This window comes from Rhizobium sp. P2_G2, from assembly GCF_056403555.1.
This window is the reverse complement of sequence record NZ_JBFUFF010000033.1, coordinates 1-13,171: the sequence shown is the minus strand read 5'-3', so window position 1 is coordinate 13,171 and position 13,171 is coordinate 1. Positions and strand designations below refer to the sequence as shown.

15 protein-coding genes are annotated in these 13,171 nt (G+C 59.8%); 9 read left to right on the top strand and 6 right to left on the bottom strand.

Annotation, left to right across the window (positions count from 1 at the left end; translation table 11 throughout):
- Nucleotides 1-180: 180 nt before the first annotated feature.
- Both AC1D06_RS21870 and AC1D06_RS21865 read right to left on the bottom strand, forming a co-directional pair.
- Nucleotides 181-1,113 carry an EF-hand domain-containing protein gene (locus tag AC1D06_RS21870; RefSeq protein ID WP_477987912.1) on the bottom strand — a complete coding sequence of 311 codons (933 nt, stop codon included), beginning with the start codon at nt 1,111-1,113 and terminating at the stop codon, nt 181-183.
- A 379-nt stretch (nt 1,114-1,492) separates the two neighbouring features.
- Nucleotides 1,493-2,626 carry a DNA methyltransferase gene (locus AC1D06_RS21865; protein ID WP_477987911.1) on the bottom strand — a complete coding sequence of 378 codons (1,134 nt, stop codon included), beginning with the start codon at nt 2,624-2,626 and terminating at the stop codon, nt 1,493-1,495.
- A 312-nt stretch (nt 2,627-2,938) separates the two neighbouring features.
- Between AC1D06_RS21865 and AC1D06_RS21860 the strand changes: the two genes are divergently transcribed.
- Nucleotides 2,939-3,640 carry a carbonic anhydrase gene (locus AC1D06_RS21860; RefSeq protein WP_477987910.1) on the top strand — a complete coding sequence of 234 codons (702 nt, stop codon included), beginning with the start codon at nt 2,939-2,941 and terminating at the stop codon, nt 3,638-3,640.
- 20 nt (nt 3,641-3,660) lie between these two features.
- Here the strand turns inward: AC1D06_RS21860 and AC1D06_RS21855 are convergent, their stop codons facing one another.
- Entirely contained in the window at nt 3,661-5,106 is a 1,446-nt protein-coding gene (locus tag AC1D06_RS21855; protein WP_477987909.1) for an alpha/beta hydrolase family protein, read from the bottom strand.
- A 217-nt stretch (nt 5,107-5,323) separates the two neighbouring features.
- On the opposite strand from AC1D06_RS21855, the gene AC1D06_RS21850 reads away from it, so the two are divergent.
- The 3 genes from AC1D06_RS21850 (at nt 5,324) to AC1D06_RS21840 (ending at nt 6,612) form a co-directional block, all read left to right on the top strand.
- Nucleotides 5,324-5,980 (top strand): glutathione S-transferase family protein, encoded by a 657-nt coding sequence (locus AC1D06_RS21850; RefSeq protein ID WP_477882126.1) that lies wholly within the window; start codon nt 5,324-5,326, stop codon nt 5,978-5,980.
- 63 nt (nt 5,981-6,043) lie between these two features.
- Entirely contained in the window at nt 6,044-6,316 is a 273-nt protein-coding gene (locus AC1D06_RS21845; protein ID WP_477882124.1) for a YlcI/YnfO family protein, read from the top strand.
- The gene (locus AC1D06_RS21840; protein ID WP_477987908.1) at nt 6,313-6,612 is read left to right on the top strand and encodes a type II toxin-antitoxin system RelE/ParE family toxin; all 300 of its coding nucleotides are present in this window, start codon (nt 6,313-6,315) and stop codon (nt 6,610-6,612) included. Before AC1D06_RS21845 ends, AC1D06_RS21840 begins: the two co-directional genes overlap by 4 nt.
- 52 nt (nt 6,613-6,664) lie before the next feature.
- On the opposite strand, the gene AC1D06_RS21835 is transcribed toward AC1D06_RS21840, so the two are convergent.
- Nucleotides 6,665-7,024 (bottom strand): DUF4406 domain-containing protein, encoded by a 360-nt coding sequence (locus AC1D06_RS21835; RefSeq protein ID WP_477882120.1) that lies wholly within the window; start codon nt 7,022-7,024, stop codon nt 6,665-6,667.
- A gap of 118 nt (nt 7,025-7,142) precedes the next feature.
- On the opposite strand from AC1D06_RS21835, the gene AC1D06_RS21830 reads away from it, so the two are divergent.
- The 3 genes from AC1D06_RS21830 to AC1D06_RS21820 all read left to right on the top strand — a co-directional run bounded on the left by AC1D06_RS21830 (nt 7,143) and on the right by AC1D06_RS21820 (nt 10,270).
- On the top strand, nt 7,143-7,898 hold the full coding sequence (locus AC1D06_RS21830; protein WP_477987907.1) for a DeoR/GlpR family DNA-binding transcription regulator: 756 nt from the start codon (nt 7,143-7,145) through the stop codon (nt 7,896-7,898).
- Nucleotides 7,899-8,002: 104 nt separating this feature from the next.
- Nucleotides 8,003-9,130 carry an alpha/beta hydrolase gene (locus tag AC1D06_RS21825; RefSeq protein ID WP_477987906.1) on the top strand — a complete coding sequence of 376 codons (1,128 nt, stop codon included), beginning with the start codon at nt 8,003-8,005 and terminating at the stop codon, nt 9,128-9,130.
- A 66-nt stretch (nt 9,131-9,196) separates the two neighbouring features.
- The gene (locus AC1D06_RS21820; RefSeq protein WP_477987905.1) at nt 9,197-10,270 is read left to right on the top strand and encodes a hypothetical protein; all 1,074 of its coding nucleotides are present in this window, start codon (nt 9,197-9,199) and stop codon (nt 10,268-10,270) included.
- Here AC1D06_RS21820 and betA read toward each other — a convergent pair.
- The gene (gene betA, locus AC1D06_RS21815; RefSeq protein WP_477987904.1) at nt 10,267-11,916 is read right to left on the bottom strand and encodes a choline dehydrogenase; all 1,650 of its coding nucleotides are present in this window, start codon (nt 11,914-11,916) and stop codon (nt 10,267-10,269) included. The genes AC1D06_RS21820 and betA overlap by 4 nt on opposite strands.
- A 95-nt stretch (nt 11,917-12,011) precedes the next feature.
- Between betA and AC1D06_RS21810 the strand changes: the two genes are divergently transcribed.
- The gene (locus AC1D06_RS21810; RefSeq protein WP_477987903.1) at nt 12,012-12,257 is read left to right on the top strand and encodes a type II toxin-antitoxin system RelE family toxin; all 246 of its coding nucleotides are present in this window, start codon (nt 12,012-12,014) and stop codon (nt 12,255-12,257) included.
- A 6-nt stretch (nt 12,258-12,263) separates the two neighbouring features.
- Entirely contained in the window at nt 12,264-12,617 is a 354-nt protein-coding gene (locus AC1D06_RS21805) for a helix-turn-helix domain-containing protein (protein WP_477987902.1), read from the top strand.
- A gap of 134 nt (nt 12,618-12,751) precedes the next feature.
- On the opposite strand, the gene AC1D06_RS21800 is transcribed toward AC1D06_RS21805, so the two are convergent.
- Nucleotides 12,752-13,171 (bottom strand): aldehyde dehydrogenase family protein (locus tag AC1D06_RS21800; protein WP_477987901.1); only part of this gene is annotated, 420 nt, incomplete at its 5' end.

The following is a 13,171-nucleotide window of genomic DNA, read 5'->3' as shown; positions in this document are numbered from 1 at the left end:
ACGAACTCGGTATAGACTGTGCTCTTGTTCCTCGCATGGGCGATGCTGCTGTGCAAGCTGTACCTAGATATGTATGCTATGCCGGCGGTCGCAGGACCGCCGGCATGTCCCAGCCGGATAAGGGGAATCAGGCTGCTTCGGTCGCCGCAGAGGCGTCGGAAGACATTGAGCCCAGCATGGTCAGGAGATCGCTGATGCCCTTGCTCGGGTCAAAGGAGAAGGCGCCGGCCAATTGCTAAATTCTGTCAGGCTGCTGTCATCCGTCGCAGTGGCGGTGTCAGTCGTGTCCGTCTGATCCTGGCCAAGCGCATTGCTCACATAGCTGTCGAACTGATCCTTGCTGATCGATCCGATACCCTCAGTATCGATGCTGCCGAACAGGTCGGAGGCCTGATCGTCGGTCACATCATCCGGACGGCCTGCCAGGAACTCGGCCTCGGAGACGCTGCCATCCTTGTTGGTGTCGAGCGAATCGAAGACATCATCGGGCGACTGCGAACTGTCGCTGCTCGAATCGAGCGGCGGGGGCGCCGGCGGCATGCCGCCTTGATTCTGGGCCGCCATGTTCTTCATGCTGTCGGCGAATTGCTCCTCGGTGATCGAGCCGGTACCGGTCGTGTCGATGGAGTCATAGACCTTGGTAGCATCGTCTTCGCTCATATTATCCGGACGGGCGGCAAGAAATTCCGCCTGGCTCACAGAGCCGTCACCATCGGTGTCCATCGAGGAATACATGTCGGCTGCACTCGGCTGACCGCTATCTGAACCCGTGGTGTCGCTGTTGAACTGCATGCCGCCCTGCGGCGACATCAGCATCAGCACGGCCATGGCATTGCCCGACAGCAGCGATTGGATGCCGCCGAGACTCGGTCGACTCTGGTCATCCATACCCTGATCGAAATCATCTTCGCTGAGCGCACCAGTGCCTGACGTGTCGAGCTTGGAATAAAGTTTCGATGCCTGGCTTGAGCTGACATCCTTCGGCCGGCCGGCGACGAATTCGTCTTCGCTCAACGTGCCGTCCTGGTCGCTGTCCAGCTTGCTGAAAAGACTGTTTCGCTGGGACGCGTAATACGCAACATTGCTACTCGAAGCAGAAGAAACACTGCTCATTTTGAGCCTCCTTCATGAGGTCGATCGTTTTGCCCTTGGGTCAGGCCGATCCGGCGAAGGAGAATTTTCGGGTCATGGCCGCGGTCACGGCAGCAGAATCCCGCGGGCGGCAGACGCCGCCGGTTCATCTCCATGCTGCCGGATATCGGACATTGATACCCCGTTCCGGATCACAACAAACAAGAGAGGAACAATTTTGGCGTTAGACTGATTTGCCCGATGACACAAACGAACATGCGGCATGCGACGCCGTGCCGCGCAAAAGAGTGCCGCATTGAGGAAATTATGCAACATTTTCAGCTATTTAAGATACCGTGGAGATGAAGTGGTTTCCAAATAGGCTGCAATTAGGCGGTCCGATAACGCCCCAAGGCGAGCGTCAGCCGCCCGCCTCTCCCATTCCCTTTCGCACAACAGCCCTCAGATCATCGATCGGGCGCAGAATCTGGCCGTCCTCGAAATGCCAGAACGTCCAGCCGTTGCAGGCGTCCAGGCCCTGAACACGGGCGCCGACGCGATGGATCGAGCYGGCCTCGCCATTGGCGGCGAGCGTGCCGTCGGCGCGAACGATCGCCGCGTGCCGGCGACGGGCGTCGGTCAGCACGGTGCCAGGCCGAATCAGTCCGCTTTCCACCAGCGTGTTGAAGGCGACGCGCGGCTCGGCCTTCTTGCCGGTCATAACAGTTAGTTCGGCGCTGGACAGCGGCTCGACGGCGGCGATGCGGGCCGAGGCGGCGTCGATATAGTCCTGCTCGCGCTCGACGCCGACGAAATGGCGGCCAAGTCGCTTGGCGACCGCACCGGTTGTGCCGGAGCCGAAGAACGGGTCGAGCACGATATCGCCGGGCTTTGACGATGCCATCAGGATGCGGGCGAGCAGTGCCTCGGGTTTTTGCGTCGGATGTGCCTTCTTACCATCGGCACCCTTCAGGCGTTCGCCGCCCGAGCAGATCGGGAAAAGCCAGTCCGAGCGCATCTGAACATCGTCATTGGCCGCCTTCATCGCTTCATAATTGAAGGTATAGCCCTTGGCCTTGGGATCGCGGCTCGCCCAGATCATCGTCTCATGCGCGTTCTGGAACCGGCGGCCCTTGAAATTCGGCATGGGATTGGTCTTGCGCCAGACGATGTCGTTGAGAATCCAGAAATCCAGATCCTGCAGCGTGGCGCCGACGCGGAAGATGTTGTGATAGGAACCAATCACCCAGATCGTGCCATTCGGTTTGAGCACGCGGCGGCAGGCGAGCAGCCAGGCGCGGGTGAAGGCATCGTAGGCTTCGAAGGAGGCGAACTGGTCCCATTCATCGTCGCAGGCATCGACCAGCGACTGATCCGGGCGATGCAGCGCGCCGCCGAGCTGCAGGTTATAGGGTGGGTCGGCGAAGATCAGGTCGACGGATTTGTCGGGAAGCGCTTCGAGCGCGGCGACGCAATCGCCCTTGATGATGGAGTTGATCCAGGAATTGCCGGAAAGCCCACGCAGGGCGTCCGACAGCGTTAGCACAGCTGCCATTGATACTCACCAGAACGAAACGCAATACATGCCATCATGGTTACCGATCCTGGTTACCAAAGACTGAAGCGCCGTGCCATATCGAGAAATTTTTCGCATGGCCGGCACGAATGTGTTCGCCGGAAGAAATCCGTCATCAGCCAGCCATCACCGCTCTATCGATGATCTTTCCGACCCAGGCCCGTCGAAAGGTGATATTGTCGGTTGCTGTCACGGCCGTTTCGCCCACGCGTCACAGAAGGGCGCTAAGTTGCCGCCGTTGTCGTCCCAGATCATTTTACCGGGGGGTATCAAATGTGTTTCGAATGCCGGATGTCACAACTCAACCGTCGTCATTTTCTCTCCATGGCCAGTCTGGGCGCCGCAGCGCTCGCTCTGTCGCCGACGCTTTCCTTTGCTGCCACCGCTGAAAGCGCGCTTAGCCCAGACGAAGCCCTTGCCAGACTGCAGGCCGGCAATGCCAAATTCGTCTCCGACGCCAATGCCTGTGCTGCCCATCTCGCCGAACGCCGCAGCGAAACCGCTAAGGGTCAGGCGCCCTGGGCGACGATCCTGACCTGTTCCGACAGCCGGGTGACGCCGGAACTGATCTTCGGCGGCGTCAATCTCGGCGAACTCTTCGTCGTGCGCAATGCCGGCAATGTACTGGAAACCAACGGCCTCGGCACGGTCGAATATGGAGCCGAGCATCTGCATGCACCGCTCGTCGTGGTGATGGGGCACAAGAACTGCGGCGCCGTGGTCGCGGCGTGCGATTCCGTTACGAATGGCACCGCCTATGAAGCCTCTGTCGGCAAGATGATCCAGCCGATCATTCCCGTGGCGCTCACGCAGCGCGGCAAGGCGGGCGACTTCGTCGACAATACCGTGCATGCCAATGCCGTCCGCGGTGCAGCACGCATTCTCGAAGAAAGCCCCATCATCTCGCATCTCGTCGAGGCCGGTAAGGTCAAGGTCGTCCCCGCTTATTACGACCTCGACAGCGGCCATGTCGACTTCCTGCCCATGGGCTGAACCGGCTTCGCCGGACCCGCTCAGAAAAGGATATCGTGGTGGATGTCGCCGACACCCCCGCGCAAGACGATTTCGACCTCGCGGCCGCGATCGCCGTCCATGTTGACGATGACCAGCGTGTCACCCGATTTGTCGTTGAAAATGGTCACCGAGCCAGGCCTCGTGTCATTGACGAAACCCTTTTCGAGCGCATCGAGGCCATCGGACGCGTCATATTGCTCATAGCCGGCAAAGTGCAGCGGCTGGTCGCCTTTGTGATCGAGATTGCCGTCGAGGCGGCGCAGGTTCAGCACATCGACGCCCGGGGTGAAATCGTCGATGACGATCCGCGCCGTGTGCGTGCCGTTTTCCGATGGACGTCCTTTGGCGTTGAGCGGCAACAGGCCGTCGACGAGGAAGGTATCGTCTCCGGCACCGCCGAGCGCCCGGTCACCATTGTCCGCCAGAGAGAGCCTGTCGTCCCCTTTGCCGCCCGAAAGATAGTCCTTTCCGGAGCCGCCCAGCAGGGCATCGTCGCCTGTCCCGCCATAGAGCACGTCGTTGCCGTCGCGACCATTGAGGCTGTCATTGCCGCCACGGCCGAAGAACCATTCGACATGACTGCCGTGGTTGTGGCTGCTTGCGCCGGTCATCCTGTCGCGGCCGTTCGCGCCGATCGCGGTCAGGAAAGTTCCAAACGGATGTTCGAGCCGCCCGGCCCTCAGAATGCCATGGGTGTGGTCGAACAAGACGAAACTGTGCCTGGTCAGGCGATCGGAGAGCATGGTTCCGTCATCGAGGACAGTGTCGGCCAGCGCTTCGACCGCATCGCCGTAATGGCCGATGCGATGGACGGACACCCTGTCGCTCAGATTGTCGGTCTTGGTGTGGGCGTGCTGCTGATAGAGGAAGATGTGGTTGGTCGCGGTCTCTTGCCTGCCATTGTCCCAACTGCCTGGCGCGAGATGAAAGACGATATCGTTGCTGAAGCCGACATTGAGGATGTCGACCTTATGGTTGTTGGAAAGGTAGGGACTGGCAATGCCGACAAAGTGAGCATCGGCGAAGGCCTTGTTCCAGTGTATCCCGGCATGATCGGCAATGATGTTGGCGACCGCTCCGCCGAGGCTGAAGCCTGTAAAGGTGACGTTCAGGTCCTCGTGCCGGACATAGCTGGCGACGTTTTTCAGCAGCAGTTCGAACTGCCTGTAGTAGTTTTTGCTGGCCGAGATTTTGTCGTAGTCGAGGACATCGTTGAAGTGATCGGTGCCGCGGAAGGCGACGATCAGATCATCGCCTTGCTGCGCCACGATCGCCTTGCCGCGGCCGTTGCGGCTGGTGAAAGTCGTGCCGTCCTGGTTGATGCCAAGGTCCTTCATTTTCAGCTCTTCAAAGCCTGACGGCGGCTTGATGTGGCCGAAGGACGCCGCGGCGGTGCGCAGCACCGTGGCAAATTCCGCAAGGTTGAGATCGCCGAAAAGGCTCATTGGGTTTTCTCCAAACAAGTCTATTGCTCGATGCCGGCAAATCACCGGCAGTTCGAGGGCTTGGCATAGAATAACTGGCTTACGGCCATTTACGCAACCGACACGAGACGCCCATCACATCGCTTCACATCCGACATGGGTAAAATTCATGGAACGGCGGGTTGACCCCGAGCACCATGATCGTGATTCTGCGCCGCGTCGAAACGGGAGACGGGATATGCTGAAAATTTATGGCGTTTATCAGTCGCGGGCTTCACGCAACTATTGGATGGCTCTGGAACTCGGGATCGAATTCGAGAGCATTCCGGTAATCCAGGGCTATCGCCTGCCCGATTCACTGGCGGCGGATGCGCCGCTCAATACCCATTCTCCGGCATTTCTGAAGCTCAATCCGAACGGCCATATTCCGACCATCGACGATGACGGGCTGGTGCTCGGCGAATCGATCGCCATCAATCTCTATCTCGCCAGCAAGCATCGCGGGCCGCTGGCGGCGGGCAGCCTGAACGAGGACGGCCTGATCACGCAATGGTCGGTCTGGGCCGCAACCGAGGTCGAGGTCCATTCGATCAAGATCGTGCAGACCCACGACCGCGCCCTGCAGGACACGCCCGGCGGCAAGGAGACGATCGCGGTGGCGACGCGGTTGCTGAAACGGCCAATCGGCGTGCTCGAAGCGCATCTCGCCCAGCAGGATTATCTGGTCGGCGACCGCTTCACCGTGGCGGACCTCAATCTGGTGGAGGTCATCCGCTACGCCTGGCCGGAGAAGGATTTCTTCGCCAACTATCCGCGCGTCTCGGCCTGGTACGAACGCTGCCATGACCGGGATGCGTTCCGGACGATGATGGAGCGGCGGCGCGCGGAGGGGTGAATGGCGTTGCGGTTTTGAGTGCTTCTGCTACTGTGCATCACAAATGCAATGCATGAGGTTACGATGAAGGCCGCGACACTGCCGCCCCTGCGTGTTGAATCCAAATTGCGCGAAAGCGCGGAGAAGATATTACGCGATGGCGAGACTCTGTCGTCGTTCATCGAGACGGCCGTGCGCGACAAAATCCGCCAACGGCAGCTCGACGATGAATTTCTTGTCCGCGGTCTTCAAGCCCGTGACAATGCAAGGAAAACGTCGGAATATTATCCAGCAGACGATGTTCTCGATGAACTCGCTGAGATGTTGGCCGAGGCCAAGAGGGCCGAGGCACGTTGAGCTATCGGGTACGCTATACCAAGGAAGCGCGGGGGGATTTAAAACGCCTCTACGCATTCCTCTTGCGGCGTGATCTCAAGGCTGCCGAGAAGGCACTGGCCTCTGTCCGCAAAGGAATGGAAATTTTACAGGAATTTCCTTTCACTTGCCGCAAGGCCCAGAGCGAAAATCCGTTTCTGCGCGAATTACTCGTTCCGTTCGGAGCATCCGGTTACATCGTCCTGTTTGAAATCGAGGACGACACCTATGTGACTATTCTCGGCGTAAGGCACCAGCGCGAAGAAGATTACGACTGAGGGATCTCACGGAGCGCATCCCCCAGTCCGAAACAAGCATGCAGCTTCAACGTCACCCGATCACGCCCGGCACATCCCCCAAATCATGCCACACCGGAATCCCCCGTTCCGTCGCTATCCTGACATCATTGTCCGCCCCCTTTGACGCTCCCGGCAGGCGCAGCACGCCCTCGCAGAGGGCGAGCAGGCGATGCGCGACCGGGTGGAAAACCTCCTCATAGAGATCATCGCCGACATGCTCGCCGCCGGCGGCGTTCCAGACCGGCAGCGCCACCCATTCGCCGATCATCGGCACGTGGCCGGCCTTGAACAGCGCATAGGACGGCGCTTCGAGCACCTTCAGGTTGGCCGCCATCCTGGCAGGATCGTCACCCGTTCCTGAACGGTAGGGGCCAGCTATCAAAATCAGCATGTGGTCACTCCTTATTTTTGCACGAACACAAACGAAATATCCATAATTTTCTTGTTTCAAGTTCATTTATGGATATATTCAGGATTATTCGTGCAATTTCGTGCAGAGTCAAGAATGAATGTTGACGAGTGAACGCAAGGCGCTGATCATAGATCGCATCCGCCGCGACGGCCGGCTGGTGGCGAAAGGCTTTGCCGAAGAGCTCAGCCTCTCTGAAGATACTGTCCGGCGTGACCTCCGCGAGATGGCCGCAAGCGGCCTTCTCACCCGCGTGCATGGCGGCGCCCTGCCAATACAGCCCGATCTGCCGGACTTCTCGGCCCGACGGTCCGTGGCTTCAGATGAAAAGCAGAGGCTTGGAGCCAGGGCGGCAGCTATGATTGAACCCGGCCAGATCGTCTTCCTCGACGGCGGCACGACCAATGCAGAGATTGCCCGCGCCTTGCCCCGGACCTTCCCCTTCACCATCGTGACCCACAGCCCGACTATTGCCGCAGAGCTCGAACATCACCCTTCCGCCGAGGTCATGCTGGTCGGTGGCCGGCTCTACAAGCATTCGATGGTGGCGGTCGGTGCCGTCGCCGCAACAGCGATCGCTTCCATCCGACCGGACATTTTCTTCCTGGGGGTCACCGCCATCCATCCCCGCCACGGCTTTTCGACTGGTGACGCCGAAGAGGCGGCGATCAAGCGGCAGATTGCCGCGCAGGCGCGCCAGACCTGGGTGTTGGCGACTCTTGAAAAACTCGATGCGGCCTCCCCCGTCACCATCATGCCGCTGGAGGCCGCGACCGGTGTGATCGTGCCGGATGCGATCGGCGACCTACAATGCGAAATGCTGGGCGAAGCGGGGCTCAGGGTGCAGAAGACATAGATCTCAACCCTATTTTAGAGGCGTTTTCCGCTGGACCGGCGGCGATGGCCAAAGCTTCTATGCGCTGCTATAGGAGGGCCAGCAGGTTCATCTTCGGGGCGTTCATGTCGGGTGTTTGGTCCAAAATCCTCCGCGTCGCACTGATCGCGGTTGTCGCGGGCAGCCTGGCCGCCTGCGTCTCCAGGCCAGGTCCGACGCTGTTGAACACTGTCGCCGCAGCACCCGATGCAAGGCTGGTGAAGGTCTATTCGGTGTCGACCCGTGACCGGCTGAAGCTGAACACCAATGTCTATGGCAATGGCAAATCACTCGATGCGAACTATGCCGAACTGACTGTTTCCATCCCGCCGAACCACAAATCATCCGAGATCGAGTGGCCGGACAAGAAGCCCGATGCGGAAAAAACCTTCGCCGTCGTCGGCCAGTCCGTGCTCGATCGCCAGAGCTTTCTCAATTCGCTCAATGCCGATAGCAAGGCACCGGGCAAGGTCGGCGTCTTCGTGCATGGCTACAACACGAACTATCAGGAGGCATTGTTTCGATTGGCGCAGATCGCCGCCGATGGCGACGTCAAAGCGACGCCGATCGCCTTTACCTGGCCGTCACAGGGTGCCGTCGCCGGCTATGTGGCCGACAAGGAATCCGCCACCTATTCGCGCGACTATCTCGCCGACCTGATGGTCGAGATCACCAAGGGACGCGGCCCCGATGACTCGGTCATCTTCGGCCACTCGATGGGCGGCTGGCTGGTGATGGAGGCGCTGCGGCAACTCAAGCTCGAAGGCCGCGACGATGTCCTGGCGAAACTGACGGTCATCCTTGCCGCACCCGATATCGACGCCGACGTCTTCAGGACACAGGCCAGGGTGATCGGCAAGATGAAACATCCGATCACCATCCTGGTGGCCGGCGATGACCGGGCGCTGGCCGTATCGAAATTCATCAGCGCCAGCACGCAACGCGTAGGTAGCCTCGATGTCCGGGACCCGCGGGTGCAAGCCGCAGCGGTCGAGGCCGGCGTCGAACTGATCGACATTTCCACGATCCAGCCGACGGATTCGGCTCGTCACAGCCGGTTCGCCGACATCAAACTCCTTGGTCCCGCGCTGGCTGCGAATGCGCAGCGAAATAACGGCGTCGGCAAGGCAGGCGCCTTCGTCTTCGACGCCGCCGCGGCGACGATTTCCAGCCCTTTCCGTATCGTTTCCAACGTGCTGAAACAGGGTGAGTAGCCGCGGCTGAATATTCGCGCCGCCTCATGCGTCTAATCAGTACAAAGTTGAACAATGGAGTCTGCCATGCTGGCCGATGCCGACCTCCGCGCAATCCGCGATGCCGGGCTGATCGATGACGCGAAATTGGCTGATATCGCCAATTTTCTTGCCGCACGGCGCATGCCTGCGACGGCTGCCCCTGCTCCTCGTTTCGATCTCACCCATGTGCTCTGGTATGCCGGGGCGCTGATCGTCATCGGTGCGATGGGCCTGTTCACCAATGAAGCATTCAACCGCATGGGCGGATGGGCACTGGCCGGCTGCGGTGCTGCCTATCTCGTCGTCCTGCTGGCGGCTGGCGAATATCTCTGGCGAAAGCCGGGCCTCAGGGTGCCGGCCGGGCTGCTGGTCGCCGCTGCCGTTTCAATGGTGCCGCTGATCATCTACGGCGTCCAGGATGCGCTCGACCTGTGGAAATACGCGCTCGGCAATCCCGGCGAATACAAGAATTTCTTCCCCTACATGAACGGCAGCTGGCTCTATATGGAGATCGGCGCGATCATCGCCTCGCTGCTCGCCATCTGGCGCTATCCCTTCCCGTTCATCCTGCTGGTGGCGGCGGTTGCCTTGTGGTTCATGTCGATGGATCTGGCGCTGTGGTTCACACGCCGGCCGGATGGCTATGACGATTGGCAGGTGCGCCAGAACGTTTCGATCATCTTCGGGCTGGTGATGATCCTTGCTGCCTGGGCCGTGGATATCCTGCGCCGCGATGGTCCGGATTTCCCCTTCTGGATCCATATCTTCGGCGTCATGGCCTTCTGGGGCGCGCTGACGGCGACCGACGGCGGCTCGGAGCTCGACAAGGCGCTCTATTGCCTGCTCTGCGCCGGCATGATCGGCCTCGGGGTCTTCCTCAACCGGCGCGTCTATGCCGTGTTCGGGGCGCTTGGCGTCGCCACCTATCTCGGCTATCTCGCCAGCGAAGTGTTCCCGGACGTGCTGATCTTTTCCTTCGCCCTGTCAGCGATCGGGCTGATGATCATCGCGCTCGGCCTGCTTCTGCACCGCAATTATGCGAGGATGGAGGCAGGATTGAACAAAACCCTGCCTGAAGCCCTGCAATGGCTCCGCCCCTACCACGCCCGCTTCGCTTAGCGGTCGCTGGTTTCCCAGCGCGGATTGATCCACGGCTCCTGGTTGGATCGCGCCAAGGGCTGCTTGCCAAGAATATGGTCGGCAGCCTTTTCGCCGGTCATGATCGACGGCGCGTTGAGGTTGCCGTTGGTGACATGCGGAAAGATCGAGGAGTCGGCGACCCGCAAGCCGTCGACGCCGATGACGCGGGTTTCGGGATCGACAACGGCCATCGGATCGTCCTTGGCACCCATGCGGCAGGTACCACAGGGGTGATAGGCGCTTTCGAGATGTTCGCGCAAAAAAGCGTCGATCTGCTCGTCGGTCTGAACGCCCTCACCCGGCTGAATTTCGGGGCCGCGGAATTCGTCGAAGGCCTTTTGGCTGAAGATTTCACGGGTCATGCGGACGCAATGACGGAATTTGATCCAGTCTTCCTCATGGCTCATATAATTGAAGCGAATCACCGGCTCTGCCTTGGGATCGGCCGAGCGCAGCGTGACATTGCCGCGCGACTTGGACAGATTGTAGCCGACATGAGCCTGGAAGCCGTGGCTCTTGGCCGCCGCCTTACCGTCATAGGAGATCGCCACCGGCAAGAAGTGATATTGGATGTCCGGCTGCTTGACGCCTGGCGCCGAGCGGATGAAGGCACAGGCCTCGAACTGGTTCGACGCGCCGAGGCCGCCTCCGGTCAGCAGCCATTGCGCACCGGCCACGCCCTGCCAGAACCAGGGCAGCCAGGAATAGAGCGATACCGGCTTGGTCGAGACCTGCTGGAAATAGAATTCCATATGGTCCTGCAGGTTGGCGCCGACGCCCGGCCTATCGACCTTGACCTCGATACCCAACTGGCCGAGATGCGCGGCCGGGCCAATGCCGGACAGCATCAGCAGCTTCGGCGAATTGAAGGACGAAGCGGAGACGATCACCTCGCGGTTCGCCTTGACCACTTCGACCTTGCCGCCACGCTCGATCTCGACGCCGGTGGCGCGGCCATTCTCGATGATGATGCGCCGGGCAAAACAACGCAGCAGCTCGACATTGGGGCGCTTCAGCGCCGGCTTCAGATAAGCATTGGCCGCGGACCAGCGACGGCTCTGATGGATGGTTTGCTCCATCAGGCCGAAACCTTCCTGCTTTTCGCCGTTATAGTCCTCGGTCGTCTCGAAACCAGCCTCGCCGCCGGCCTTGATGAAGGCGCGAAACAGCGGATTGGTTACGGGGCCGCGCTGCACATGCAGCGGACCGTTGGTGCCGCGCCATCCATCCTGGCCGCCATGCGACGTTTCCTGCCGCTTGTAATAGGGCAGCACATCGGCATAGGACCAGCCGCGAGCGCCGAGCTCTTCCCAGCGGTTGAAATCTTCGGCATGGCCGCGGACATAGACGAGGCCGTTGATCGACGAAGAACCGCCGATGACCTTGCCGCGCGGCGCGGTGATGCGGCGATTGTTGAGGTTCGGCTCGGGCTCGGAGAGATAGCCCCAATTGTAGCGCTTCATGCTCATCGGCCAGGCGAGTGCGGCCGGCATCTGGATGAACGGGCCGAAATCCGAGCCGCCAAATTCCAGCACCAGAACCGTATTCTTGCCGTCTTCGGACAGACGATAGGCCAATGCCGACCCTGCCGAACCCGAACCGATGATGATGAAATCCGCCTGCATGTTGTTTTCCCTGGTCATTTTCAGACGATGTCGCGGCATCGCGAAAAGCTATTTTGATTCTGGTAAATTCTATCGCTATTAGCTATGCTCGTTCGATGAAGCAGATCATTTACACGCGCGAGGCAAAGAAGAGCTTGAATCGCATGCAGTCTTGGCGCAGCTCCGCCATTCTGTCGAAGCTTGAGCAGTATGCCCGCGGTGAACCGGTCGACATCAAGAAAATGCAAGGCAATGACTACTTCCGCATCCGCGTCGGCCAGGACAGGGTGATCATCGACGATCAGGGCAGAGTCGTCATGGTCATCGATGCAGGACCCCGCGGCAGTATCTACAAGGAGTGACGCAGCATGGGTGATATCCAAAAGCTTACGATCGACGGCAAGAACTATGTTCTTCTGAGCGAAGACGATTATGAAGATCTCATCGACGGTCTGCATGCCAGTGCCATCATGGCTCGCGTCGCGGCCGGGGAAGAGACATGGCCGCACGAATTGGTCGTGGAGCTCACCGAAACAGACAGCCGTATCAGAACCTACCGTAAATATCGCGGCCTGACGATTTCCGAGCTTGCCGAGGCTGCCGGTATCTCGCAGCCCTATCTGTCTGAGATCGAGAGCGGCAAGAAGACCGGCACCGTTGACGTATTGAAGCGTATCGCAACCGTCCTGAAAGTCGATCTCGACGATCTTGTGGCGGGCTGAAGACGCGGCAGTCATCATTGCAGATGCGGGTGTCTGAGAGGACATGTGATCGCAACGACGAACAGGAGAACGGCAAGTCATCGCGAAAACGTATCCCTCTGTTCAAATCGTCTGATTCAATGTCCGTCGAAGCCTCAATACGGCGCCTCGACCTTGCCCATCGACACATAGACTGTCTTGATTTCGGAATAATGATTGATGGCGGCAAGTGAGTTCTCGCGGCCGAAGCCGGATTGCTTGACGCCACCGAACGGGATTTCCACCGGGCAGATATTGTAGGTGTTAATCCACAGCGTCCCCGCTTCAAGCCGATCCACCATTCGATGCGCGCGAGCCAGGTCATTGGTGAAGACCCCGCCGGAAAGGCCGAATTCGGTGGCGTTGGCGCGCTCGACGACCTCGTCCTCGTGATCGAAATCGAGCACGCACATGACCGGTCCGAAAATCTCTTCGCGGGCGATGGCCATGCCGTCCTTGACGTCGGCAAAGACGGTCGGCTGGATGTAGCAGCCTTCGGCCGAGACGGAATTGGGGATTGCGCCGCCGGTGACCAG

Excerpts from the sequence above, each read along its gene's own strand:
- AC1D06_RS21870 (WP_477987912.1), bottom strand. The coding sequence starts at position 1,113 with ATGAGCAGTGTTTCTTCTGCTTCGAGTAGCAATGTTGCGTATTACGCG.
- AC1D06_RS21860 (WP_477987910.1), top strand. The coding sequence starts at position 2,939 with ATGTCACAACTCAACCGTCGTCATTTTCTCTCCATGGCCAGTCTGGGC.
- AC1D06_RS21855 (WP_477987909.1), bottom strand. The coding sequence starts at position 5,106 with ATGAGCCTTTTCGGCGATCTCAACCTTGCGGAATTTGCCACGGTGCTG.
- AC1D06_RS21850 (WP_477882126.1), top strand. The coding sequence starts at position 5,324 with ATGCTGAAAATTTATGGCGTTTATCAGTCGCGGGCTTCACGCAACTAT.
- AC1D06_RS21845 (WP_477882124.1), top strand. The coding sequence starts at position 6,044 with ATGAAGGCCGCGACACTGCCGCCCCTGCGTGTTGAATCCAAATTGCGC.
- AC1D06_RS21835 (WP_477882120.1), bottom strand. The coding sequence starts at position 7,024 with ATGCTGATTTTGATAGCTGGCCCCTACCGTTCAGGAACGGGTGACGAT.
- AC1D06_RS21830 (WP_477987907.1), top strand. The coding sequence starts at position 7,143 with ATGTTGACGAGTGAACGCAAGGCGCTGATCATAGATCGCATCCGCCGC.
- AC1D06_RS21825 (WP_477987906.1), top strand. The coding sequence starts at position 8,003 with ATGTCGGGTGTTTGGTCCAAAATCCTCCGCGTCGCACTGATCGCGGTT.
- AC1D06_RS21820 (WP_477987905.1), top strand. The coding sequence starts at position 9,197 with ATGCTGGCCGATGCCGACCTCCGCGCAATCCGCGATGCCGGGCTGATC.
- betA (WP_477987904.1), bottom strand. The coding sequence starts at position 11,916 with ATGCAGGCGGATTTCATCATCATCGGTTCGGGTTCGGCAGGGTCGGCA.
- AC1D06_RS21810 (WP_477987903.1), top strand. The coding sequence starts at position 12,012 with ATGAAGCAGATCATTTACACGCGCGAGGCAAAGAAGAGCTTGAATCGC.
- AC1D06_RS21805 (WP_477987902.1), top strand. The coding sequence starts at position 12,264 with ATGGGTGATATCCAAAAGCTTACGATCGACGGCAAGAACTATGTTCTT.